The 23,903-nt window shown below is 35.1% G+C and carries 21 protein-coding genes; 15 read left to right on the top strand and 6 right to left on the bottom strand.

Annotated features, from left to right (window positions below; genetic code table 11):
- Positions 1-288: 288 nt before the first annotated feature.
- The 6 genes from OXQ85_RS17495 to OXQ85_RS17470 form a co-directional block, all read right to left on the bottom strand.
- Positions 289-1,722: a glutamate synthase subunit beta gene (locus tag OXQ85_RS17495; RefSeq protein ID WP_267406144.1), complete on the bottom strand. Its 1,434-nt coding sequence runs from the start codon at positions 1,720-1,722 to the stop codon at positions 289-291.
- Entirely contained in the window at positions 1,722-6,254 is a 4,533-nt protein-coding gene (gltB, locus tag OXQ85_RS17490) for a glutamate synthase large subunit (protein WP_267406143.1), read from the bottom strand. The genes OXQ85_RS17495 and gltB overlap by 1 nt, the downstream gene beginning before the upstream one ends.
- Positions 6,255-6,539: 285 nt before the next feature.
- Positions 6,540-8,237, bottom strand: a complete 1,698-nt coding sequence (gene lysS, locus OXQ85_RS17485) for a lysine--tRNA ligase (RefSeq protein ID WP_267406142.1) — start codon at positions 8,235-8,237, stop codon at positions 6,540-6,542.
- A gap of 267 nt (positions 8,238-8,504) precedes the next feature.
- Positions 8,505-9,422: a 23S rRNA (adenine(1618)-N(6))-methyltransferase RlmF gene (gene rlmF / locus OXQ85_RS17480; RefSeq protein WP_267406141.1), complete on the bottom strand. Its 918-nt coding sequence runs from the start codon at positions 9,420-9,422 to the stop codon at positions 8,505-8,507.
- A gap of 3 nt (positions 9,423-9,425) precedes the next feature.
- A complete protein-coding gene (locus tag OXQ85_RS17475) occupies positions 9,426-9,797 on the bottom strand; it encodes a c-type cytochrome (RefSeq protein ID WP_267406140.1) in 372 nt (123 codons plus the stop codon).
- On the bottom strand, positions 9,797-10,012 hold the full coding sequence (locus OXQ85_RS17470) for a hypothetical protein (RefSeq protein WP_267406139.1): 216 nt from the start codon (positions 10,010-10,012) through the stop codon (positions 9,797-9,799). Before OXQ85_RS17470 ends, OXQ85_RS17475 begins: the two co-directional genes overlap by 1 nt.
- A 382-nt stretch (positions 10,013-10,394) precedes the next feature.
- On the opposite strand from OXQ85_RS17470, the gene OXQ85_RS17465 reads away from it, so the two are divergent.
- The 15 genes from OXQ85_RS17465 (at position 10,395) to OXQ85_RS17395 (ending at position 23,879) form a co-directional block, all read left to right on the top strand.
- Positions 10,395-10,865 (top strand): cupin domain-containing protein, encoded by a 471-nt coding sequence (locus OXQ85_RS17465; protein ID WP_267406138.1) that lies wholly within the window; start codon positions 10,395-10,397, stop codon positions 10,863-10,865.
- A 298-nt stretch (positions 10,866-11,163) separates the two neighbouring features.
- Positions 11,164-12,588 (top strand): anthranilate synthase component I family protein, encoded by a 1,425-nt coding sequence (locus OXQ85_RS17460; RefSeq protein WP_267406136.1) that lies wholly within the window; start codon positions 11,164-11,166, stop codon positions 12,586-12,588.
- A 15-nt stretch (positions 12,589-12,603) separates the two neighbouring features.
- Complete coding sequence (locus OXQ85_RS17455) at positions 12,604-13,206, top strand: aminodeoxychorismate/anthranilate synthase component II (RefSeq protein WP_267406135.1); 603 nt, start codon at positions 12,604-12,606, stop codon at positions 13,204-13,206.
- Between the two features lie 38 nt (positions 13,207-13,244).
- Entirely contained in the window at positions 13,245-14,231 is a 987-nt protein-coding gene (gene trpD / locus OXQ85_RS17450) for an anthranilate phosphoribosyltransferase (protein ID WP_267406134.1), read from the top strand.
- 17 nt (positions 14,232-14,248) lie between these two features.
- On the top strand, positions 14,249-15,619 hold the full coding sequence (locus OXQ85_RS17445) for an ankyrin repeat domain-containing protein (RefSeq protein WP_267406132.1): 1,371 nt from the start codon (positions 14,249-14,251) through the stop codon (positions 15,617-15,619).
- Between the two features lie 22 nt (positions 15,620-15,641).
- Entirely contained in the window at positions 15,642-16,415 is a 774-nt protein-coding gene (trpC, locus tag OXQ85_RS17440; protein ID WP_267406131.1) for an indole-3-glycerol phosphate synthase TrpC, read from the top strand.
- Between the two features lie 25 nt (positions 16,416-16,440).
- Positions 16,441-17,112: a phosphoribosylanthranilate isomerase gene (locus OXQ85_RS17435; RefSeq protein WP_267406130.1), complete on the top strand. Its 672-nt coding sequence runs from the start codon at positions 16,441-16,443 to the stop codon at positions 17,110-17,112.
- Positions 17,113-17,181: 69 nt separating this feature from the next.
- On the top strand, positions 17,182-17,634 hold the full coding sequence (gene tnpA / locus OXQ85_RS17430) for an IS200/IS605 family transposase (RefSeq protein WP_267406129.1): 453 nt from the start codon (positions 17,182-17,184) through the stop codon (positions 17,632-17,634).
- A gap of 153 nt (positions 17,635-17,787) precedes the next feature.
- Positions 17,788-18,303: a hypothetical protein gene (locus tag OXQ85_RS17425; RefSeq protein WP_267406128.1), complete on the top strand. Its 516-nt coding sequence runs from the start codon at positions 17,788-17,790 to the stop codon at positions 18,301-18,303.
- On the top strand, positions 18,293-19,477 hold the full coding sequence (trpB, locus tag OXQ85_RS17420) for a tryptophan synthase subunit beta (protein WP_267406127.1): 1,185 nt from the start codon (positions 18,293-18,295) through the stop codon (positions 19,475-19,477). The genes OXQ85_RS17425 and trpB overlap by 11 nt, the downstream gene beginning before the upstream one ends.
- A gap of 24 nt (positions 19,478-19,501) precedes the next feature.
- Entirely contained in the window at positions 19,502-20,350 is an 849-nt protein-coding gene (locus tag OXQ85_RS17415) for a GIY-YIG nuclease family protein (protein ID WP_267406126.1), read from the top strand.
- Between the two features lie 2 nt (positions 20,351-20,352).
- Positions 20,353-21,087 carry a tryptophan synthase subunit alpha gene (gene trpA, locus OXQ85_RS17410; RefSeq protein ID WP_267406125.1) on the top strand — a complete coding sequence of 245 codons (735 nt, stop codon included), beginning with the start codon at positions 20,353-20,355 and terminating at the stop codon, positions 21,085-21,087.
- Between the two features lie 32 nt (positions 21,088-21,119).
- Positions 21,120-21,848 carry a lipoyl(octanoyl) transferase LipB gene (lipB, locus tag OXQ85_RS17405; protein ID WP_267406124.1) on the top strand — a complete coding sequence of 243 codons (729 nt, stop codon included), beginning with the start codon at positions 21,120-21,122 and terminating at the stop codon, positions 21,846-21,848.
- A 131-nt stretch (positions 21,849-21,979) separates the two neighbouring features.
- The gene (locus tag OXQ85_RS17400) at positions 21,980-23,011 is read left to right on the top strand and encodes a serine hydrolase domain-containing protein (protein WP_267406123.1); all 1,032 of its coding nucleotides are present in this window, start codon (positions 21,980-21,982) and stop codon (positions 23,009-23,011) included.
- Between the two features lie 235 nt (positions 23,012-23,246).
- A complete protein-coding gene (locus OXQ85_RS17395) occupies positions 23,247-23,879 on the top strand; it encodes an NAD(P)H-dependent oxidoreductase (RefSeq protein ID WP_267406122.1) in 633 nt (210 codons plus the stop codon).
- The last annotated feature ends 24 nt before the right edge of the window (positions 23,880-23,903 follow it).

Here is a 23,903-nt window from a genome sequence, read left to right as displayed (position 1 = left end):
GTCTTATTTGCCTTCTTATCCCGAACTCAGGTTACTTAATATTTTTTTAGGCTGAAAGATTTTATCTGCGATAAAATAAGGAAACATTTATTTTATGCCACGAATAAACGAATTTAAATATTGTTATTTTTCTGCAAAAAATCTGCGAGAAAACATTTTAAGCTTTGGCTAAAGCCTAATTGAAATATACATATGAATAAGGCGGACTAAAGTCCGCCTCTTTTGATAAGATCGTTATAATAGTAATAGTTTGTTTATCAATACTTGTTCCTGATAAGGATTCCGTTTTTAGATCTGTTTTAAAAATTCATCAACTTTTTCCGCACACTGCCTTCCTTCTGCAATAGCCCAAACAACAAGACTCTGCCCTTTTCTGGCATCTCCACAAGAAAAAATTTTGGTTTGATTAGTTTTGTATTCTTTATTGGTTCCTATTAAGTTTCCTTTAGGATCCAGATGAATGTCTAGCGCTTCTACAAGTCCGCGGTGCTCTACATGCGTATACCCCAAAGCGATAAATGCAATATCACAGTCGATCACAAATTCAGAATTAGGTTTCTCAGTGTATAAATCCCAAGTTCCTGAATCTTCATTTTTAGTCCATTCTGCTTCTACCAACCGAACCCCTTTCAGATTGCCCTCCTCATCTTTTATAAACTCTTTGGAATTGACAGACCATCTGCGATCGCAACCCTCTTCATGAGACGAAGTAATCTGCAACAAGGCAGGGTAATCCGGCCAGGGCATTGTTTTATCTCTTGTGGTGGGCTGCATAGGTTTATAATAAATTTGATAAATAACTTCGGCACCCTGACGATTGCTGTTTCCAATGCAATCGGATCCAGTATCTCCGCCGCCAATAACTACGACTTTCTTTCCTTTAACATCAATCTCTTCATCACTGAATGGAATTCCACTCACCTTTTTATTGCTTTGCTTAAGAAAATCCATGGCATAATAAATCCCTTTAGCATCGGAGTTAGGAATCCGCAGCTTTTTAGGAACCGTACTTCCCATTGCCAGAACTATCGCATCAAAACTTCGGTGAAGCTGTTCTGCAGAATAATTAATGCCTACATTAACGGAGGTTCTAAATTCCACACCTTCATTGCACATCCACTCAACACGACGCTGTACAATCGATTTATCCAATTTAAAATCAGGAATTCCGAATCGTAACAATCCTCCAATTTCCTCATCTTTCTCAAAAACAGTTACCGAATGTCCCGCCTGATTAAGTTGATAGGCTGCTGCCAATCCTGCCGGCCCTGAACCCACCACAGCTACTTTTTTCCCTGTTCTGAATTGCGGAATTTTTGGTTTGGCAAAACCTTGCTCAAAGGCAATTTCTACAATATTTTTTTCAATTTCCTCAATGGTGATAGGTTCACTATTAATTCCCAACACACATGCACTCTCACAGGGCGCCGGGCAAACGCGACCTGTAAATTCCGGAAAATTATTTGTCGCTATTAAAATATGATAGGCCTTTTCCCACTGTTTTTGATATACCGCATCATTAAATTCAGGAATTACATTTCCCAAGGGGCATCCATTCTGACAAAAAGGAATTCCACAGTCCATACACCGTGCAGCCTGACAATTCAGTTGCTCTTCCGAAGGTTTAACTACAAATTCTTCGAAATTCTTGATTCTTTCCTCCGTATTCAATTTAGAGGGAAGCGCTCTTTCGTATAATAAAAAACCATCTGTCTTTCCCATTATTTAACAACATTTGCATTACTTTCCATTACTTTTTTATAATCTCTGGGATATACTTTGGTAAAATATTTAAAAGCATTTTCCTGATCACTTAAAATATATTGAGCAACCTCGCTTCCCGTATTTTGAAGATGCTCACGAATTAATTCCGCAATTAAATCCTCATCTTCCTTCGTTATTTCCTCTAGATCTGCCATGTCCGGATTAAAATTGGCTTTCAGTTCACGATTAACATCCCATACAAAAGCAATTCCCCCACTCATTCCGGCTCCAAAATTCCTGCCTACACTTCCTAAAACGACGACTATGCCGCCCGTCATATATTCACAGCCATGATCTCCCACTCCTTCTACAACAGCCGTAGCGCCGGAATTTCTTACCGCAAAACGCTCTCCCGCCTTTCCGTTGATAAACACTTTTCCTGAAGTAGCTCCATACAAAGCCACATTCCCAATTATGGTATTTTCATGAGCTTTAAAAGCTGAATTTTTATCCGGAAAAACAGACAACTTCGCCCCGGAGAGACCTTTTCCGAAATAATCATTGGCATCGCCTTCCAATCGCATAGTGATTCCTTTGTTGCAAAACGCCCCGAAACTCTGCCCAGCAGTTCCTTTAAAACTGAACTGAAGCGAATCTTCTTCCATTCCTTCAGATTTATATTTTTTAGTCAGCTCATGCGAAAGAATTGTTCCTACAGCTCTGTCTGTATTTTTAATATCAAAGCCTGCTTTTACTTTAGCATTAGTTTCAATAGCATCTTTAGCAACTTCCAACATATTCCACGAAATAGAAGATTCCCAATCTTTCTCCTGATCTTCCGACTTAATAATCGGCAGATCTGTCTCTATTTTCTGTAGAAGCCTGCTTAAATCTATATGTTGATGTTTCCAAAATTTAACCTCAGATTTTTGCTCAAGACATTGAGATTGCCCCACCATTTCATCCACCGTTCTGAATCCAAGATCAGCCATAAGCTCGCGCACTTCCATTGCTAAGAAATTAAAATAGCTCACCAAATGCTCTGCTTTGCCTTTAAAGTTTTTCCTTAATTCTTCATTTTGAGTAGCAATTCCTACAGGGCAGGTATTCAAATGGCATTTTCTCATCAGGATACATCCTTCAACAATAAGTGCAGAGGTAGAAATCCCCCACTCTTCCGCGCCAAGCAATGTAGCAATTACAAGATCTCTTCCCGTTTTAATCTGCCCGTCTGCCTGAATGGTCACTCTCTGTCTGAGTTTATTTTTGATCAATGTCTGATGTACCTCCGATAGCCCAAGTTCCCAAGGTAATCCTGTATGCCTTATTGAGCCGAGTGGCGAAGCACCTGTTCCGCCGTCATAGCCAGAAATCAATATATGATCTGCTTTAGCTTTGGCAACGCCTGAGGAAATAGTTCCCACTCCGGCCTTTGAAACCAATTTTATTGAAATAGTCGCATGGCGGTTTGCATTTTTTAAATCGAAAATAAGCTGCGCCAGATCTTCTATAGAATAAATATCATGATGTGGCGGTGGCGAAATAAGCCCAACTCCCGGAGTGGAATGCCTAGTTTTCCCAATCCACTGATCTACTTTAAAACCAGGAAGCTGACCGCCTTCTCCCGGCTTTGCTCCTTGCGCCATTTTCACCTGAAGCTGCTCCGCCTCAGCCAAATATCTTGCTGTAACCCCAAATCTTCCTGAGGCAATCTGCTTAATGGCTGAACGTAGATTATCTCCGTTCTCATCAGGATGATATCGCACTTCATCTTCGCCACCTTCTCCGGTATTACTTTTTGCACCAATTCGATTCATAGCAATAGCCAATGCCGTGTGCGCTTCCCACGAAATAGACCCAAAAGACATGGCTCCGGTTGCAAATCGTTTTAAAATATTTTCAATGGGCTCTACCTCATCCAAAGAAATTGATTCTCTGATGTTTTTAAACTCCAACAACCCTCGCAGAACAGAAGCATTTTCCGTCTGTTGATTAACCAGTCTTGTGTATTTTTTAAAAATATCATAGTTATTATTCCATGTAGCCTGCTGCAACAAATGAACAGACTGAGGATTAAACTGATGATATTCACTATCCTTTCTCCATTGATAAATACCACCCGGTTCTAAAATAACCGATGTACTGTTCCCAAATGCCTCCTGATGTTTAATCAATGCTTCTTTGGCAATTTCATCAAATCCAATTCCTTCTATTCTCGATACGGCTCCGGTGAAGCATGTATTCACGACAATTCTGTTCAGTCCGATGATTTCAAAAATCTGAGCCCCGTGATACGACTGTAATGTAGAAATCCCCATTTTGGAAAATATCTTCAAAAGACCTTCTCCGACTGCTTTTTTATAATTATCTTTTAACAGTTCTAAATCTTTTTCTTCTCCAAAAATACCTTCAAGAAACATTTTCCGAATACTTGCCAATGCCAGATAAGGATTGATAGCTGTTGCTCCAAAGCCAAGCAATGCGGCAAAATGATGAACTTCCCAAACATCTCCTACCTCCATCACCAAGCCTATTTTCCGGCGAATTCCTTTTCTGATTAAATGATGATGAACTGCCGAACAAGCTAGTAGTGAAGGAATTGCAGCATGTTGAGAATCCAGAGAACGATCGGATAAAATAATCACTTCAAAACCATCATCTACGGCATCTACAGCATATCTGCAAAGCCTGTCGATTGCTTTTTTTAAACTTCCGGTTTTACCATCGGCATTAAAGTATGTATAAATAGTCTTCGCCTGAAATTTTCCGGTATCTACACTTCTGAGCTTTTCTAACTGCTTATTATTAAGGATAGGACTTTCCAACATAATAGAATGTGCAAAACTTTTATCTTCCTGCAAGAGATTGCCGTTTCCGCCAATAATCGTTTTTAAAGACATCACCAATTTCTCACGAATGGGATCAATCGGAGGGTTGGTAACCTGAGCAAACAACTGCTTGAAATAAGAGCTAAGATGCTGTGGCTGCTCACTTAAAACGGCCAGCGGAACATCAAACCCCATCGATCCTATGGGCTCTTTTCCGTGCCCTGCCATTTCTTTAATTACCACTTCCAAGTCTTCCCGGGAATAACCAAATGCTTTCTGACATTTAAATATATCATCCGTTTCAAGTTTATTAAAGCGGATTTTAGGATTCGGAAGTTCTTCAATATTAATTTTCAATGTATCCAGCCATTCACGATAAGGCTGTGATGTACATATTTCTTTTTTTAACTGATCGTCACTTACAATTTCTCCTTTCTTGAGATCTACCAAAAACATTTTTCCGGGTTGCAGATGTCCTCTTTTTATAATCTTTTTGGGATCTACAGGCAAAGCTCCTGATTCTGAAGCCATCACCACCAAATCATCTAAAGTTATACAATATCTGGAAGGTCGAAGTCCGTTTCGATCTAATGTAGCTCCAATAATTTCTCCATCCGTAAAGGAAATAGAAGCCGGCCCATCCCAGGGCTCCATTAAGCAGGCATGAAATTCATAAAAATCTTTTTTATACTGCTCCATCTGCGCATTGCCGTCCCAAGCTTCAGGAACCAGCATCATCATGGTATGCGGAAGCGAGCGACCTGAGTGATACAGCAACTCCACCATATTATCGAGATAAGAGGAATCTGACTGTCCGGGTTTTATCAACGGAAGGATCATATCCATTTCCTGTGGTGTAAACAATGGGCTTGAAAACACTTTTTCTGAGGATTTAAGCCAGTTGAGGTTCCCCCAGATGGTATTAATTTCTCCATTATGAGCCAAGAATCTAAAGGGCTGCGCTAAGCTCCAGGTGGGTGAAGTATTGGTGGCAAAGCGGGAATGCACCATTCCAAAAGCGGAACGGATATTCGGATTGGTAAGATCTTTAAAATAATTTCTCACCTGAATACTTCTTAATTGCCCTTTATAAATAACTTTTTTACATGAAAAAGAGGCAATATAAAACCCAATAGGATCACCGTTTACCACATTTGTAGCCTGATGTGAAATATAATTTTTAAAAACAAAAAGCTTTCTTTCAAAATCTTTTTCGGTTTCTACATCAAAAGGTCTTTCTACAAAAAGCATTTCCATCACAGGCTCTACACTTTTTGCAAGATCTCCCAATTCTATATTACTTACAGGAACCGGGCGGTACCCTAAAATTTTAAGATTTAGCTTTTCTGCAGACTGAGAAATGATTTCTTTACATTCTTCCCTGATAAAATTGTTTTGAGGAAAAAACAGCATTCCGACTCCATAATATCCAGGTTCAGGTAAATCGATGCCATAATGCAGACCTTCGTCATATAAAAGCTCATGAGGAATCTGTATCTGAATACCGGCGCCATCACCTGTATTGCTTTCATACCCCGTGGCCCCCCGATGCTCCATATTTTCCAACATCGTAATTGCGTCGCTAATAATCTTGTATGATTTTACTCCTTTTATATTGGCTACAAAACCAACTCCACAAGAATCAAACTCAAATTCATTCTGATACAACCCATATCTTTCCTGAACATCTCCTTTCTTTTTTCTGTCTTTTCTCACCTCCATACATCAAATGTAATAAAAATAACAAATTAAAACAAATGATGAATTTAAAATAATTATAGATTATTTTTTTTAATTATAATTTATATTAATTCAAAATAAAGTATCAAAATAACAAAACAAAAAAAAAAAAAAAAAAAAAAAAAAAAAAATCACAGATGAAAATCTTAATGTATAAAGAGTATTTTAATTGATAAAAAACGATAAAATGTGACAAGTCATAAAAAAAGCGAACTTATTAAATTAATAAGTCCGCTTTTTTACGTTTATATTTTGTGCGCTTTACAACTACACCAATTTCATCAAAACATTTTCATCAATCTTCTCTACTTTCACCAAGTTATTCTTCGTTAAAGTTTTAGAAGCTTTGTCCCATTTTTTACCTGAAAGTTTAGATTGCTCTTTCACATCTGACAAAGCAATTTGTTCTCCTGATTTCAAAATTTCAAGGATCACTTTTTCATCGTCACCCAATTCAATTTGAGGAACCGCTTTTTCAGGCTTCATTTGAGGAAAGAACAACACTTCCTGAATCGATGCATTATTCGTTAAGAACATAATCAATCTATCCATCCCGATTCCCATTCCTGATGTTGGCGGCATTCCGTATTCCAGAGCTCTCAAGAAGTCTTCGTCAATAAATTGTCCTGCTTCATCATCTCCTTTTTCAGATAATTTTAATTGATCTTCGAAACGTTCTCTCTGATCAATCGGGTCATTAAGCTCAGAATAAGCATTCGCAATTTCTTTTCCGCAAACCATTAATTCAAAACGCTCTGTAAGACCTTCCTGACTTCTGTGTTTTTTGGTTAGAGGCGACATTTCTACCGGATAATCTGTAATGAAAGTAGGCTGAATGAAGTTTCCTTCACATTTTTCACCAAATATTTCATCTATTAATTTTCCTTTCCCCATTGTTTCGTTCACCTCAATTCCGATAGATTTAGCAAAATCAAACAATTCCTGCTCAGATTTTCCAGTAATATCAAAACCTGTATATTTTTGAATAGCTTCCGTCATTGAAACTCTCGCGTATGGCGCTTTGAAATCAATTTCCTGATCACCAAATTTTGCCTTTGTAGTTCCGTTTACTGCTATTGCACAATGTTCTATCATTTTTTCGGTGAAATCCATCATCCAATAATAGTCTTTGTAGGCCACATAGATTTCCATTACGGTAAATTCCGGATTGTGAGTTCTGTCCATCCCTTCATTTCTGAAGTTTTTTGAGAATTCATATACACCGTCAAAACCACCAACAATTAATCTTTTCAGATATAACTCATTAGCAATTCTCATATATAAAGGAATGTCTAAAGCGTTATGATGCGTAATGAAAGGTCTTGCTGCTGCTCCACCCGGAATTGCCTGCAAAACCGGAGTTTCAACTTCGATGTAGCCTGCATCATTGAAAAACTGACGCATTGCTGTATACATTTTTGTTCTTTTAACAAAAGTCTCTTTTACCTGAGGATTTACGATTAAATCTACATAACGTTGTCTGTATCTTAATTCAGGATCATTGAAAGCATCGTGTACTACTCCATTTTCATCAGTTCTCGGTTGTGGAAGTGGACGTAAAGATTTAGTTAAAAGCGTGAAGTTTTTCACCAAAACAGTCTTTTCACCCACCTGAGTTGTGAAAAGTTCACCTTCAACACCGATAATATCTCCTATATCTAAAAGGTGCTTGTAGACTTCATTATACAACGTTTTGTCTTCACCTGTACAGATCTCATCTCTGTTAAAATACACCTGAATTCTACCTGTAGAATCCTGCAACTCAGCAAAAGAAGCCTTTCCCTGAATTCTGCGGGACATCAATCTACCTGCGATCTTCACCTGTTTACTTTCTGTGAAGTTCTGTTTTATAGATTCTGTAGTGTCTGTAAGTGTGTACTCATCCGCAGGGAACGCATTAATCCCCATTTCAGTAAGCTTGTTAAGCTTTTCTCTTCTAATGATTTCTTGTTCTGATAATTGCATTGTATTTATTTAAAATAACGTGCAAAATTAGTGATTTTTGAATTGATGATCAACGACTTTTTTCAGAAATATAATTTATTTACCGAATGTTTTAATTTTCACCTTTAAATTCTCTATGAATTTATACCCAAATGTTTAAACTATGCCTAATCCCCTAGCCCCGATTGAAAGCGGCATCCTTTTTTGTTGCGGCTGGAGCGAAGCGGAAGCCGTAACAAAAAAGATACAGCGGAAAGCGGGATTAGCTTCAAAAAAAATCTAATTGATCTATTTACGTTTCGCTTCTGCAATAAATGTCCATGCTAACATTCTGCTGATTTTCTGCCCCTGAGCCATTTCGATAATCTTAACATCCTGCGTTTTTACTTTGGTTAAAAGCTTTTGAAGCCGTGGCAGATTATCTTTCTTAGAGACTAAACACGTAAACCAAAGAACCTGATTTTTAAACAAAACACTTTCCTGAATCATATTAGAGATAAAAGCGATTTCTCCACCTTCACACCATAATTCGGACTGCTGACCTCCGAAATTCAGATTGGGTTTTTGAATTTTTGATTTGTTTAAATTTTTCGTTTTTCTAAGATTTCCCTTTAAGGCAGCTTCTTCAGAATCATGAAAAGGAGGATTGCACATCGTGAAAGCAAATCGATCTTTAGCATCAATAATATTCTTAAAAATATAATCAGAATTTTTCTGTTTTTTCAACTGAATATCAGATTGTAAATCATCATTTTGATCTAAAATCTGCTTTGCATTTTGTAAAGAATCTTCATTAATATCCGTTCCCAGCATCTTCCAGCCATAAGAGCGATGCGCAATTAAAGGATACACCAAATTGGCACCCGTCCCAATATCTAAGCCTTGAACAGATGAACCTAAAGGAATTTGTTTTTGTTGATCCGCCAGCAAGTCAGCGATATAATGTACATAATCTGCTCTTCCGGGAATGGGCGGACAAAGATTGGCATCGGGAATATCCCAATTTTTAACATAGTAAAAATGTTGCAACAATGCCTTATTAAGAAGTTTTACCGCTTTTGGAATACTGAAATTAATGGTGATTGTTCCATATTTATTCTCAAAAACGTATTGTTTCAGTTCCGGCACACAAGAAATCAACAGATCAAAATCATACGGATTACGGTGCAGATTTCTCGCGTGCAGACTGGATTTTTCAGTAGTCATATTTTATTTTTTCTGACTCAGAATATATTCTACCATTTTTTTAGCATCTTCTTTAGACACTTGTGAATGAGGCTGCATAGGTACGCTTCCCCAATTTCCGCTTCCTCCTTCTATAATTTTTGAAGCCAGCATTTCAATATCTTTTTCAGAATATTTTTCTGCGATTTCCTTATAAGAAGGTCCTATCATTCTTTCACTCGGCGAGTGACAGCCTGAGCAATCCAATGTTCCGATAATCTGCTCTCCCGTAAGGTTACTTGGCGCAGGTGTAGAAACATCAGTTGCATCAGAAGAAGACTCTACCGATGAATTTTCTTTTTTAGAACAGGACATCATAAGCAAGCTTACAAGCCCTGTCACAAACAGTTTTTTCATTATTTTGCTGCTGCAGAATCTGTTTTAGGAGCTTCAGTTGCCGGTGCAGGCGTTGCAGCTGGTGTGTCAGCTTTTTTCGCTGTAGAATCTACTACTGTCGGAGCATCCGGTTCTGGTAACATCGTGTTGCTGTCCTGCAAATCGTGGTTTGGCTTTTTTGAACAGTTTACTACGAATAAACCTCCTACAAATGCTAATGCTAATACTTTTTTCATTGTTTTCTAATTTGGAAACAAAAATATAAAAAATAAACTTTTAAACTCATGATAAATATTATTTAAAAGTAAAAAGATAAAAGTAAAAAGAGCAAAGTAGATGAAGCCCTGATATCCGATATAACTTTTGTTTACAGCTTAATATTTTTATTATCCCTGTTAGATTATACAGTCTCATCAATTCTTAATTCAGCACTACTCTTTTTCGATCAACCCGCCGCTATTGAAAGTATATTTGAAATAAAAATCAAAGACTTTCTTACCTTATTTCTCTACGATCTGGCTCTTTTTACCTTTACCTTTTTACTTTATTTAATTCATTGATTAGTGATTTTTAATGAAAATTTTTATTTTTGTGCAATCGATTAATTAAATGATTAAAATGAAAAAAAAATTTATGCCTAAAAAGACTTTACTGAAAACAGTATTCATTACTTCCCTTTTAGTTGCAACACTTTCTTGCGACAATTCGTCTTCAGACGATCAATCTTCTGAGTATTCTGATAAAATAGAATCGGTTACTTTATTAAAAACGCAAAAATCGTGGGATGGCGCTTTGTATGATAAATATCCGGAGGGACAACCAGAAATTACTGTTTTAAAGATTTCAGTTCCACCCAATAAAGCGCTGGATTGGCACAAGCATCCGGTCATTAATGCAGCATATGTTGAAAAAGGTGAAATTCAGGTTGAAAGAAGAGACAACGGCGAAACACAATGGTTCCGACAAGGGCAAATTGTTCCGGAAATGTTAAACGTTCCTCATCGCGGTAAAACGGGAGAAAAAGGTGCAACTTTGATTGTTTTTTATAGCGGAACTCCCGATCTTCCCATCACAGAACTTGTTCTTTAATAAAAAAAGTAATTCTATTGAATTAAATATCAACTGTTTAAATACATGAATTTAATTTTAAGTTTGTTTATTTTCACTTTTTTTGTTTTGTGTATCAAAAAAATATTCTACATTTGTCCCATGTTAAATATGAACAACAATTTTTGGTGGTGGCACTCAAACTCTTCGTCGGGTCTGATGTTATTGTCATGTTGTAAATAGAACGCAACAGAGATACAATTAAAACAATATAATAAAGACTTTGACGGATGCCGTTGAAGTTTTTTTTTGTTTACCATAAATTTAAAATTAACCTTACATGTTCAATAAAAAAATAAAAATTAAAACGACCTCGAAAAAAACATTGGGTGATCTTCAGACTCCGATGAATATTTATTTGCAGGTTCGGGATAAATTCAGGGACACTATTCTTCTGGAAAGTTCTGATGCTAAGAATATTGATAATAATTTTTCGTTTATCGCCATCAATGCGGTTGCCGGAATTGAAATTAAAAATTTAAATGAATTTGAAATTAAGTTTCCGGGAGAAAACCCTGTAAAACAATTCATTATCGATCATAAAGTTTCGGATATTTTCGAGGATTTTTCAAAATGTTTTGAATGTGAAAAAGCCAGTGATTCGATTGAAGAAACAGCACAAAGTCTTTTTGGGTACACCAGTTTTGAAGCCGTTCAGTTTTTTGAAAATGTAAAATTTAAAGCACAAAGTCCTGAAGTTGAGATTCCGATTCTTCGTTACAGATTATATCAATATGTTATTGCAATCAACCATTATAATGATGAAATGCATATTATTGAAAACCAAATTCAGGGTGTAAAATCTGAGTTTCATTCATTAGAAAGTCTGATTAAAAATCAAAATACCATTATTTATCCTTTTGAAAAAAATGGTGAAGAAACTTCAAATATGACCGATGAAGAATATCTTGATCTGGTAGAAACTGCGCAAAAACATTGTATGCGAGGAGATGTGTTTCAGTTGGTATTAAGCAGAAGATTTGAACAGAAATTTAAAGGTGACGAGTTCAATGTATATCGAGCGTTGAGAAATATCAACCCTTCGCCGTATTTATTTTTCTTCGATTACGGAAATTACAAATTATTTGGTTCAAGCCCTGAAAGTCAATTAATTATTAAAGACAATAAGGCTATCATTCACCCTATCGCCGGAACTTTCAAAAGAACAGGGAATTTTGATATTGATTTACAATCTATTGAAGCCTTAAAAAGTGATCCTAAAGAAAATGCAGAGCACACGATGCTCGTTGATTTGGCGAGAAATGACTTAGGAAAATTAGGTAAAAATATCACGGTCACAAAATTAAAGGAAATCCAACTTTTCTCTCACGTCATCCACATGGTAAGCGAAGTTACCGCCGATTTAACGGAAAAAACAAATCCGTTTGAAATGGTTGCAACTACCTTTCCACAGGGAACTTTAAGCGGTGCTCCTAAGCATAAAGCATTACAATTAATCAATAAATATGAAAAAGATTCCCGCGGTTATTATGGTGGCTGCATCGGAATGCTTGGTCTAAATGGAACTTGCAATCAAGCCATTATGATCCGAACTTTTTTAAGCAAAAACAATACTTTATATTATCAGGCAGGCGCAGGATTGGTGGCAAAATCAAGCCCTGAAAGTGAATTGCAGGAAGTAAATAATAAGCTGAATGCTCTGAAAAAAGCTGTTGAAAAGGCGGAAAAATTGGTTGAAAATTAATTAAAAAAGAGAAAAATGAACAATACAATAGAAAGTACAAACTCTGAAACTAAAGTCCTTGTCTTCGACAATTACGATAGCTTTACTTATAATTTAGTTCAGATTATTGAACGAATTTTGGGGTCAAAAGTTGATGTGGTTAGAAATGATCAAATTACGCTGGAGGAAATTGGTAAATACGATAAAATCATTCTTTCGCCAGGTCCGGGAATTCCCGAAGAAGCTGGTATTTTGTTGGAGTTAATTAAAGAATATGCTTCTACGAAAAGTATTTTGGGTGTTTGCCTAGGTCAACAGGCCATTGCAGAAGCTTTTGGCGGAAGCTTAATTAATCTTTCGGAAATTTTTCATGGTGTTGCAACTTCGGCTGATTTGGTTAAAAATGATACTAAGCTTTTCAAAAATCTTTCAAGCGGTTTGGAAGTCGGAAGATATCACAGTTGGGCAGTGAATCCGGAAAATTTCCCTGATGAACTAGAAATTACGGCAGTAGATAAAGACGGAATGATCATGGCATTGCAGCATAAAGAATATGATGTGCATGGTGTTCAGTTTCATCCTGAAAGTATTTTAACTCCGGACGGAGAGGTAATCATTAAAAATTTCCTTCTCAATTGAAAACATTAGAAATTCCTTCCACCCAAAAATTTCCAAAAATGAAAGAAATACTGCAATATTTATTTAATCATCACACTTTGTCGAAATCTGAGGCAAAAGCTATTATGATTGAAATTGCTCAAAATAAATTTAATGCGACAGAAGTTACTGCCTTTATTTCCGTTTTTCTAATGCGAAATATCACGCTGAAAGAACTTGAAGGTTTCCGTGAAGCACTGCTGCAAATGGCGGTTCCGGTAACTTTAGATACAAGTGATGCAATTGATATTGTCGGAACGGGCGGCGACGGAAAAAATACGATCAATATTTCAACATTGGCAAGTTTTGTAGTGGCGGGAACCGGACAAAAAGTAACAAAACATGGCAACTACGGAGCTTCTACGACCACAGGTGCTTCTAATGTTTTGGAAGAATTAGGCTATGAATTTAAAAATGATTCCGCCAGATTGCAGGAAGATCTGGAAAAGGCAAATATTTGTTTTTTACATGCACCGTACTTCCATCCTGCCCTTCAATCAGTTGGTTTGCTGAGAAAATCGTTGGGATTGAGAACTTTTTTCAATCTTTTGGGACCTTTGGTAAATCCTGCAAAACCACAGTATTCAATGATTGGAGTTTATAATCTGGAAATAGCCAGACTTTATCAATACCTGCTCCAAAAAGATGACAAAGAATTTATTTTGGTTCATGGAATGGATGGCTATGATGAAATCAGCCTGACGCAGGATAGTAAAATTATTACGAAAAATGGGGACGAAATTTATTCGGCAGAAGATTTGGGATTTGAATCGGTAACCGCAGAAAGTATTCAGGCCGGAAAAACCACTCAGGAAACGGCACAGATTTTTAGAAATGTTTTGAACGGAAAAGGAACAGAATCACAGAATTCAGTGGTTTTAGCAAATGCTTCGGTTGCGCTTTATCATACCCATAAATTTGGAAATTATGATGATTGTCTTTTGTTGGCACAGGAAAGTTTGTTTGGCGGGAAAGCATTGAAATGTCTTGAAGCAATTAGTGAATAATTAAAAATAAAACACAAATGAATAAAGTACTCGTATTTTTAGTTTTTTCTTTTTCATTACAAAATTGTAAAGATAAACCCGCTGAGAAAAAAATAATTCCGGTTGTAAAAACTCAGGAAAAAATTATTGAACTTCCAAAAGCCGAAAGCGAAAAAATAATAGAGATCATTAAAAATGGAGATGTTAAAGGTGTTCAAGATGCACTCAACAAAGGAATCGATGTAAATTCCCGATTTGATGGATTTTTTAGAGGAGGAAGACAAAAAAATGTAACTGATACTTCCAATAAAGAATGGACAATGCTGATGGTAGCAACTTTTTATAATCAAATAAAAATCGCAGAATTGCTGCTCGACAACAATGCGGAGATTAATCTTCAAAATAAAGCTGGTCATACTTCATTTTTTCTAGCTTGTGCTAATAGAAACGAGGAAATGGCAAAATTTCTGCTGAACAACAATGCAAATGCTAAGATCGATAGTAAAGATTTAAATGGAACTTCTGCCTTGCAATGGGCTTTAGCTTATGAATGGAACGACGTTGCTAAAAAATTGTTAAATCTAAATGTAAACGTAAACAGCTCCAACAAAGAAACAGGAAGAAGCACACTTTTGGATGCATTGTACTCCGGAACTATTTCTCAAGAAATTATTTCAAAAATAATAGATAAAGGTGCTGATGTAAATTACACCAATCCAAAAGATGGAGAAAACGCTCTGATGTATGCCTGCAAAAGAGGTTTTACTGACATTGCAAAGAAGATTGTGAGCAAAGGCGGAAATATCAATGCGGTTTCTAAAGATGGTATAACTCCACTTTCCTGCGCCTCAAGCAATGAATTCTGCTCAACGGAGCTTATGGATTTTTTAATAAAAAAGGGAGCGAAAATAAATACTGAAAAATACGGAAAAACACCATTAATAGAAGCGGTTTCCTCCAACTGTATTGAAAAAGTAAAATACCTTGTGGAAAAGGGAGCGAATATAAACCAAAAGAGCGAAGGTTTCGGAGGTGTTTCTCCGCTAACGGAAGCATTATGGAAAACCAATTTCGAAATTACAAAATATCTTGTGGAAAATGGCGCAGACGTAAATATACAGAAAAACGATGGAGAAACAGCACTATTAGTGGCGGTTTGGAACGAAAAAAATCTCAAAGCAGTAGATTTCTTAATACAAAAAGGAGCTGATGTGAACCAAACCAACGACGATAAACAAACTCCTCTTTTAAAAGCTATTCAATACGATCTTTACGATATTGCAGTTTTACTGCTAAAAAATGGAGCCAGCACCGATGTTAAAGATTTTTATGGTCATACGATACAAAGTACATTAAAAGAAACGGTAGAACGAACAGGAAACAAAAAATGGCTTGGTTTAAAATTATAAAAACCTTAAAAAATAATGAAGTATGAATATTCTCGATAAAATTATAGCAAGAAAAAAAGAAGAAGTCACTTTTTCAAAATCCACGATTTCAATTGAGAAACTGAAAGATTCTGAATTTTTCGGAAGAAAAACTTTTTCATTAAAAGAAAGCATAAAAGACAAAAGTGGAATTATTGCCGAATTCAAAAGACAATCGCCTTCAAAAGGAATTATAAATGATAAAGCTTCACCTTTGGAAGTCACCTCAGCCTATGAAAAATTTGGAGCAAGCGGAATTTCTATCTTAACGGATAAAGATTTTTTTGGAGGAAGTTTTGGTGATATTTTAAATGTAAGAAATCACATCAATATTCCCATTCTGCGAAAAGATTTCATGATTGATGAATATCAGTTTTATGAGGCTAAAAGCATCGGCGCGGATGTTATTTTGTTAATTGCCGCATGCCTTTCTCCTCAACAGGTTCAGGAATTTACCGCTTTATCTCATGAACTTGGAATGGAAGTTTTATTGGAAATTCACACAGAAGAAGAATTGAAGCATTTTAACAAAAACATTGATTTAGTAGGCATTAACAATAGAAATTTAAAAGATTTTAAAGTTGATTTACAACATTCTGTTCAATTGAAAAATCAACTTCCAGATGATGTTCTTTCAGTGGCGGAAAGCGGAATTTACAGTATTGAAAATTTTCAATATTTAAAAGAAAAAGGATTTAATGGTTTCTTAATGGGTGAATATTTTATGAAAAATAATAATCCAGCGGGAGCTTTCGAAGAATTCATCTCAAATATTTAATAATCAAACGTCTAGAAGTGTAACAATGACTCACCAATCATCTACTAATCAGAACAAAACAAAACTGAAAGTTTGCGGTTTAACTCAATTAGACCAAATTCAAGAATTAATTTCTATGAATGTAAATTTTCTAGGTTTTATTTTTTATGAAAAATCGCCAAGATATGTTTTGAATCATTTGAGTTTAGAGGAAATCTCAAATATTGAGCATCAAGGAAAAGTGGGAGTTTTTGTTAATGAAAGTTTAGATCAAATTATTGAAACAGCCGAAAAAGCAAAATTGAATTTTATACAGTTACACGGCGATGAAGATAAAAATTTTATTATTGAATTAAGAAAAAAAATAAATATTGAAACCAGAATTATTAAGGTAATCAGAATAGGAAGTGAGAAGTCAGAAGTTAAAGGTAAGCTCCAGCAAAACATCAACTCTCAACCATCAACCATCAACTACCTCCTATTCGATACTGATTCAAAAGCATTCGGCGGCACAGGAAAACAATTTGACTGGAATATTCTGAATGAAATTGAAATTCCTCTACCCTATTTTTTAAGCGGCGGAATTTCAGAAGAAAATATAAATCAATTGAATATTTTAAATCAAAAACTTTTTGCTTTAGATATTAATTCAAAATTTGAAATTGAGCCCGGAATAAAAAATATAAAAACAATAAAAGTATTTAAAGATATGATATAAATGGGAGTCCTGAAAGGACGACTTAAAACAGAATCGGATACTAATCCGATTAAAAAAAACACAAATAAAATGTCACAATCATTAGTCAAAAACTACGTTCACATAGTTTTTAGTACAAAACAGAGAGAAGATTTCATTGAGGAAAAAATAGAGAAAGAACTGTTTTCTTATATTGCCGTATTATGCAAAGATCGTGACAGTAAAGCATTACAAATTGGAGGAACAGATAATCATATCCACATCCTTTGTTTGTTATCTAAAAAAATTGCTTTAATGAAACTGGTACAAGAAGTGAAAGCACATTCTTCAAAATGGATTAAAACAAAGGGAAAGAAATATGAAAATTTCTTTTGGCAAGATGGTTATGGTGCATTTTCCATCAATGAGGAGAATGTATATGCAGTAAAGAATTATATTAAAAATCAGAGAGAGCATCATCAAACTAAAAGTTATAAAGATGAACTGATAGAAATGCTGGAAAAACAAAAAATGAAATATGACGAAAGGTATTTATGGGATTGAAAATAATTCTATAATTTAAATTGGACTAGCATCCAATTCTGTTATAAGTCGTTCCTTCGGGACTTCCTTTGAAAACATGTAAATAAACACAAAAAACAACACACTTTGAAAAGATATTATTCGAAAAAATTAAAGCTTTTGAAAATCAAGCGGATGAACTTTGAATCTCTTGGAAAATCCGTTCATCAGGCTTTTTTTCCTATAAAGTTTAAAAATGAAAAGATTGAGAATTTACATACATTTATTTCTCAGAATGACAGCAATACAGAAAGTTGGTACATCGGTGGATTATTAAGTGATTTCATTGATATTATTAAAAATTTCAACAGAGAAGACATTCAGTATTTTTTTGAAACCATTCATCTTTGGGATAGTTATCATCTTGTCGTCATTGCCGATAAATTACTGGATAACAATGTAAAAGCTATTGTAAAATATGATTTCGGAATTGTTTACTGTAAGATTTTCTGCTTATATGAAAAGCTGGATTCTTACTTCCTAATAGACAATCTGGAAATTGCAGTAAATATGTATCAATCTAAACCAAATTTGACAATGTTAATTGATTTAACCGCTAAAATTCAATTATTATTTCAAAATAAACAGATTACAAAACAACAATTGGAATATAATATTTCATTCATAAATACATTACAAAATGAATTATAAAAATCCCGATGAACACGGATATTATGGAGAATTTGGAGGAGCTTTCATTCCCGAAATGCTCTACCCCAATGTAGAGGAATTACAGAAAAACTATCTTGAAATCATTGAATCGGAAGATTTTCAACAGGAATATCAGGATTTATTAAAAAATTACGTTGGCCGTGCCACACCTTTATATTTTGCAAAAAATTTAAGTCAGAAATACAATACTCAAATCTATCTGAAAAGAGAAGATCTGAATCACACGGGAGCGCATAAAATCAACAATGCACTCGGACAGGTTTTATTGGCAAAACGTCTCGGAAAAAGTAGAATTATTGCAGAAACCGGAGCCGGACAACATGGCGTAGCAACGGCAACAGCTTGTGCTTTATTAGGTCTTGAATGTATCGTTTACATGGGCGAAATTGATATTCAAAGACAAGCTCCGAACGTGGCAAGAATGAAAATGCTAGGCGCAGAAGTTATTGCAGCAACCTCAGGTTCAAAAACATTAAAAGATGCTGTAAATGAAGCGTTAAAAGACTGGATCAACAATCCTGTGACTACACATTATGTGATCGGAAGTGTAGTTGGGCCTCATCCTTTCCCGGATTTGGTAGCGAGGTTTCAGAGTATTATTTCACAAGAAATTAAAGAACAGCTTCAGGAGAAAATTGGTCGTTCCAACCCAGATTATGTTATCGCGTGTGTTGGTGGTGGAAGCAATGCTGCAGGCACTTTTTATCATTTCGTAAATGAAGAAAATGTAAAAATTATTGCCGCTGAAGCCGGAGGTTTTGGCGTAGATTCCGGAAAATCTGCAGCCACCACTTTTTTGGGAACGTTAGGCGTTTTGCATGGCAGTAAAAGCTTGGTCATGCAAACGGAAGATGGTCAGGTGATCGAGCCCCACTCTATTTCTGCTGGGTTGGACTATCCGGGAATCGGGCCATTTCACGCTAATTTATTTAAGGAAAAACGTGCAGAATTTTTCAGTATTAATGATGACGAAGCCTTACAATCTGCTTTTGAACTCACAAAACTCGAAGGTATTATTCCCGCGTTGGAAAGCTCTCACGCGTTGGCGGTTTTAGACAAAAAGAAATTTAATGAAGATGATGTCGTTGTAATCTGCTTAAGTGGTCGTGGCGATAAGGATATGGAAACGTATTTGAAACATCTTAATGATTAATTTTGTAAAAAACTATTAACAATTATGTTTGGGAAAACAATTAAAATATTTCTTATTGACGGAGAACCTAATGGAAGATTAACATGTGAACTTTCAAATTGGACAGGAAAAGCATTCAAAATTCCTAGAAATAAAATAAAAATTTCTGCTGATCGAACAGAATTGGAAAGTACAGGAATCTATATTCTTTTTGGAAAATCAACGGACAATAAAGATTTAGCTTATATTGGAGAAGGTGAAGAAATATATAAAAGAATCACTCAACATGTTTCTGGCAAAGACTTTTGGAATGAAGCCGTTATTTTTATAAGTAAAGATGAAAATCTAAATAAGGCTCACGTAAAATATTTAGAAAATAGACTTTATGAAACTGCTAAAAAGGTTAACAGATATAATTTAGATAATTCAAATATTCCAACCCGCTCAAGTATTTCAGAATCAGATAGAGCCGAAATGGAAGAATTTATTGAAAATATAAAATTATTGACTAATACATTGGGATATAAGATTTTTGAAGAATTGATTCATGAAAATCAAACAATTGAGGAACAAGTAAATAATACTTTTTATATTAAAGCTACAAGAGGAGCAAACGCTCAAGGGCAGATTACTAATGAAGGCTTTGTTGTTTTAAAAGACTCTGAAATTGCCGATTCCGTGACGAGTTCTTTAAATCAATCAATCATAAATTATAGACAAAGATTAATTGATGAGCAAAAAATTATAAATATTGATAATAAATTGATTTTCACGGAAGATTATTTATTTAGCAGTCCATCCACAGCTGCTGCAATAGTAATGGGTAGAAGCGCAAATGGACTAACGGAATGGAGATTGTCCGATGGAAGAATTTTAAAATCAATTGAAATTTAAATATGAAAAAACTAAACATATACTTTACGGCAGGAATTCCCCAACTGGAAGATACTGCTGATATTATAAAATTAATTCAGGATTCGGGAGCCGATATGATCGAAATCGGGATGCCGTACTCTGATCCTGTGGCAGATGGTCCGGTAATTTCTCAGGCTCACGAACTGGCTCTGAAAAACGGAATGACCATCTCCACATTATTTTCTCAATTAAAATCCATTAAAAACGAAATTAAAATTCCTTTGATTTTGATGGGTTACATTAATCCTGTTTTAAGTTTCGGATTTGAAAATTTCTGCAAAGAATGCTCTGAAAGTGGTATTTCGGGGCTCATCATTCCGGATTTACCGGCTATTGAATTCAAAAAAAATTATCAGAAAATTTTAGAAAAATATCACTTAAACTTTACATTTTTGGTTACGCCCGAAACTTCAGATGAAAGAATTTTGTATTTAGATTCATTAAGTTCAGGATTTTTATATGCGGTAAGTTCCTCATCTACAACAGGAAATAAAAATGCAGTTTTGAAAAATGAAGACTATCTTTCCAGATTAGCTTCTCTTCCCTTGAAAAATCCCGTGATGATTGGTTTCGGAATTAAATCAAAAGAAGATTTTGAAAATGTAACCGAAAAAGCAGACGGTGGTATCATCGGAACTGCCTTTGTGAATATTTTACTACAAAATAGAGATTGGAAAACAAAAGCCATAGATTTTGTCCATTCCATAAAAGGGTAAAAATCACTAAATTTGTCTATTCAAAAAATGGTATGAACACAATTCAAAATAAAGTAGTAGAATTTGAAGATTTAGGCGTAAAAGAATATCAGCCCGCTTGGGATTATCAGGAAAAACTGATGAAAGATATTATTGATACCAAAATTAAAAACCGAGATTTACCTGCTAAACAACATAGTATAACTCCGAATCATTTTCTATTAGTAGAGCATCCTCATGTATATACGTTGGGAAAAAGCGGACATGAAGAAAATATGTTAGCCGGAATTGACAAATTAAAGGAAATCGATGCCACCTTTGTAAAAGTAAATCGTGGTGGCGATATCACCTATCATGGTTACGGACAAATCGTTGGTTATCCTGTTCTAGACCTTGAAAATTTCTTCACCGACATTCATAAATATATGAGAAATCTTGAAGAAGTAATCATCAGAACCATCGCAGAATATGGTTTGAAAGGTGAACGTTCGGAAGGCGAAACAGGCGTTTGGCTGGATGTCGGAAAACCGTATGCCAGAAAAATCTGTGCAATGGGTGTAAAGGCTTCCCGTTGGGTTACGTTACACGGTTTTGCCTTGAATGTAAATACAGATATGCGCTATTTTGAATACATTGTACCTTGCGGAATCAAAGATAAGCAGGTGACTTCTTTGAAAAGAGAGCTTGAAAGAGAACTCACGCCTGAAGAAATGGAAGATATTAAAGCAAAGATCAGAAAGCATTTTGTGGAAGTTTTTGAAGCAGAATTAAAATTCAAATAAAAATTTTACTAAACCATCAATTTTTTGATGGTTTAATTTTTATCATAAAGGCTTGTTAAACCCTTATTTTCATTAGCTAAATTTAATTTTTAATTCTATTTTTGGAATTCAAAAAATTAACCAAGATCCCAATGTTGACGAATTTCAAACTATTAACCTTTATATTATTATTTTCATTCTTCACGTCTTTCGCGCAGACGAATTATATTTTCGAAATAGACAGTTTAATCAGTGTCAAAGAACCCAGAATATTTAATGGAGTTGTATTAATCACTAAAAACGGAAAGCCGCAATATTCCAGGGCGCATGGTTTTAGAGATATTACTCATCAGAATCCTTTGCAACTTACCGATCAGTTCGAAATCATGTCGAATACCAAACAGATCACAGCGGTTTTACTATTGAAAGAAGTGGAAAAAGGAAAAGTAGATTTAAAATTTCCTATTAAAAGTTATTTACCAAATCTTACACAACCTTGGGCTGAAAAAGTGACTGTTCATCAACTCTTAAATCATACTCATGGACTTACAGATCTTGAAAAGCCTTTGATGTTCGAGCCCGGAACAGATTTTAAATACGGCAATCTTTCCAATATTCTACTAGGAAAAATCATTGAAAATGTATCAGGACAGTCCTATAAACAGCTGGCAACAGAACTTTTTAAGCAATTGGGAATGAAGGATACTTTCTGCTATTCTAAAGAAAATAAAGGGAGACTTGTTACGGGTCACATGGTTAATAATAATGTTTTCAGTACCGTCGACGAATCTTTTATCGATGATGAAAATCTTCCTGCAGATGGCGTGATAACTACCGCAAAAGATCTTTCGATCTGGAATGATCAGCTTCATAAGAATAAAATCCTCAACTTTAGCTCTTATCGTTTAATGACGACTCCATCAGTAATGTCACAACATGACGTTTTCGGAAAAGAAAAAATGGGTTACGGATATAATATAAGAATCGTTAATGATGAAAATGTTCAGTATTTCGGCCATACAGGACTTGGAGACGGTTTTGCATCGCTCAACATTTATATTCCTGAAAGCGATATAAGCATCATTGTTCTTGAAAACCAGATGAATGAAAACAGTGATTTATATTATTATTTTGAAACAGAGATTAAAAATATAATTCTGAAAAGCGATTTAATTAAAAAATAGATCATTTTATCAGACATAAAAATTTTAAAACTGCATTCATCCAATGCAGTTTTTTTTTATTATCTAATTAAATATCAATTATTTAAAATTTCATAAATATAAATTATAGATTTTTTCAAATGTTAAATTTCGGCAAATTAAATTGCACACAATATAATTGTTTGTACATTTGTACAGTTAATTCATTCAGACCTAATTCTGAATAATAATAAAGTTTAATTTTAAAATATATACAATGTCATTAATAGAAGATTTAAAATGGAGACACGCTGTAAAAGCTTATGACCCAACAAAAAAAGTATCAGAAGAAGATTTAAATACTATTTTAGAGGCAGCAAGATTGGCTCCTACTTCTTCAGGACTTCAACCTTTCAAAGTTATTGTGGTTGAAAATCAGGAATTGAAAGAAAAAATGGTTCAGGGTGCTTTGAATCCTGAAGTCATGAGAGATTCTTCACACGTTTTGGTTTTTGCAGCTTGGGACAGCTACTCCGATGAAAAAATCGATAAAGTATATGATCACCACACGGATGTAAGAGAATTGCCAAGAGGACGTTTCGGAAGTTATACCGATAAAATTAAGGAAATGTACAATGCACAAACTGCAGAAGAACATTTTGCCCACACGGCAAGACAAACTTATATTGCTTTAGGTTTTGCTTTAGCGCAAGCTGCTGAGTTGAAAATCGACAGTACTCCCGCAGAAGGTTTCAGTACTGCTGTGGTTGATGAAATTCTAGGATTAAACGAATTAGGTTTAAAAAGTGTAAGTTTGCTGTATCTTGGTTACAGAGACGAAGAAAAAGACTGGCTTTCTACCATGAAGAAAGTTCGAGTTCCGATGGAGGAATTCATCATTAAAAAATAATAAAGTCAACAGACTTTTCATTTT

The organism is Chryseobacterium sp. GM_Chr_2 (assembly GCF_026540445.1).
Classification (GTDB): Bacteria; Bacteroidota; Bacteroidia; order Flavobacteriales; family Weeksellaceae; genus Chryseobacterium.
This window is presented reverse-complemented; position numbering and strand designations above follow the sequence as displayed.

Coding starts and splice junctions, on each gene's coding strand:
- OXQ85_RS17470 (WP_267406139.1), bottom strand. CDS start 10,012: ATGAAAAAAGTATTAGCATTAGCATTTGTAGGAGGTTTATTCGTAGTA.
- OXQ85_RS17395 (WP_267406122.1), top strand. CDS start 23,247: ATGTCATTAATAGAAGATTTAAAATGGAGACACGCTGTAAAAGCTTAT.
- trpA (WP_267406125.1), top strand. CDS start 20,353: ATGAAAAAACTAAACATATACTTTACGGCAGGAATTCCCCAACTGGAA.
- trpC (WP_267406131.1), top strand. CDS start 15,642: ATGAATATTCTCGATAAAATTATAGCAAGAAAAAAAGAAGAAGTCACT.
- trpB (WP_267406127.1), top strand. CDS start 18,293: ATGAATTATAAAAATCCCGATGAACACGGATATTATGGAGAATTTGGA.
- lipB (WP_267406124.1), top strand. CDS start 21,120: ATGAACACAATTCAAAATAAAGTAGTAGAATTTGAAGATTTAGGCGTA.
- OXQ85_RS17455 (WP_267406135.1), top strand. CDS start 12,604: ATGAACAATACAATAGAAAGTACAAACTCTGAAACTAAAGTCCTTGTC.
- OXQ85_RS17400 (WP_267406123.1), top strand. CDS start 21,980: ATGTTGACGAATTTCAAACTATTAACCTTTATATTATTATTTTCATTC.
- OXQ85_RS17465 (WP_267406138.1), top strand. CDS start 10,395: ATGAAAAAAAAATTTATGCCTAAAAAGACTTTACTGAAAACAGTATTC.
- lysS (WP_267406142.1), bottom strand. CDS start 8,237: ATGCAATTATCAGAACAAGAAATCATTAGAAGAGAAAAGCTTAACAAG.
- OXQ85_RS17425 (WP_267406128.1), top strand. CDS start 17,788: ATGAACTTTGAATCTCTTGGAAAATCCGTTCATCAGGCTTTTTTTCCT.
- OXQ85_RS17460 (WP_267406136.1), top strand. CDS start 11,164: ATGTTCAATAAAAAAATAAAAATTAAAACGACCTCGAAAAAAACATTG.
- OXQ85_RS17435 (WP_267406130.1), top strand. CDS start 16,441: ATGACTCACCAATCATCTACTAATCAGAACAAAACAAAACTGAAAGTT.
- tnpA (WP_267406129.1), top strand. CDS start 17,182: ATGTCACAATCATTAGTCAAAAACTACGTTCACATAGTTTTTAGTACA.
- rlmF (WP_267406141.1), bottom strand. CDS start 9,422: ATGACTACTGAAAAATCCAGTCTGCACGCGAGAAATCTGCACCGTAAT.
- gltB (WP_267406143.1), bottom strand. CDS start 6,254: ATGGAGGTGAGAAAAGACAGAAAAAAGAAAGGAGATGTTCAGGAAAGA.
- OXQ85_RS17445 (WP_267406132.1), top strand. CDS start 14,249: ATGAATAAAGTACTCGTATTTTTAGTTTTTTCTTTTTCATTACAAAAT.
- OXQ85_RS17495 (WP_267406144.1), bottom strand. CDS start 1,722: ATGGGAAAGACAGATGGTTTTTTATTATACGAAAGAGCGCTTCCCTCT.
- OXQ85_RS17475 (WP_267406140.1), bottom strand. CDS start 9,797: ATGAAAAAACTGTTTGTGACAGGGCTTGTAAGCTTGCTTATGATGTCC.
- trpD (WP_267406134.1), top strand. CDS start 13,245: ATGAAAGAAATACTGCAATATTTATTTAATCATCACACTTTGTCGAAA.
- OXQ85_RS17415 (WP_267406126.1), top strand. CDS start 19,502: ATGTTTGGGAAAACAATTAAAATATTTCTTATTGACGGAGAACCTAAT.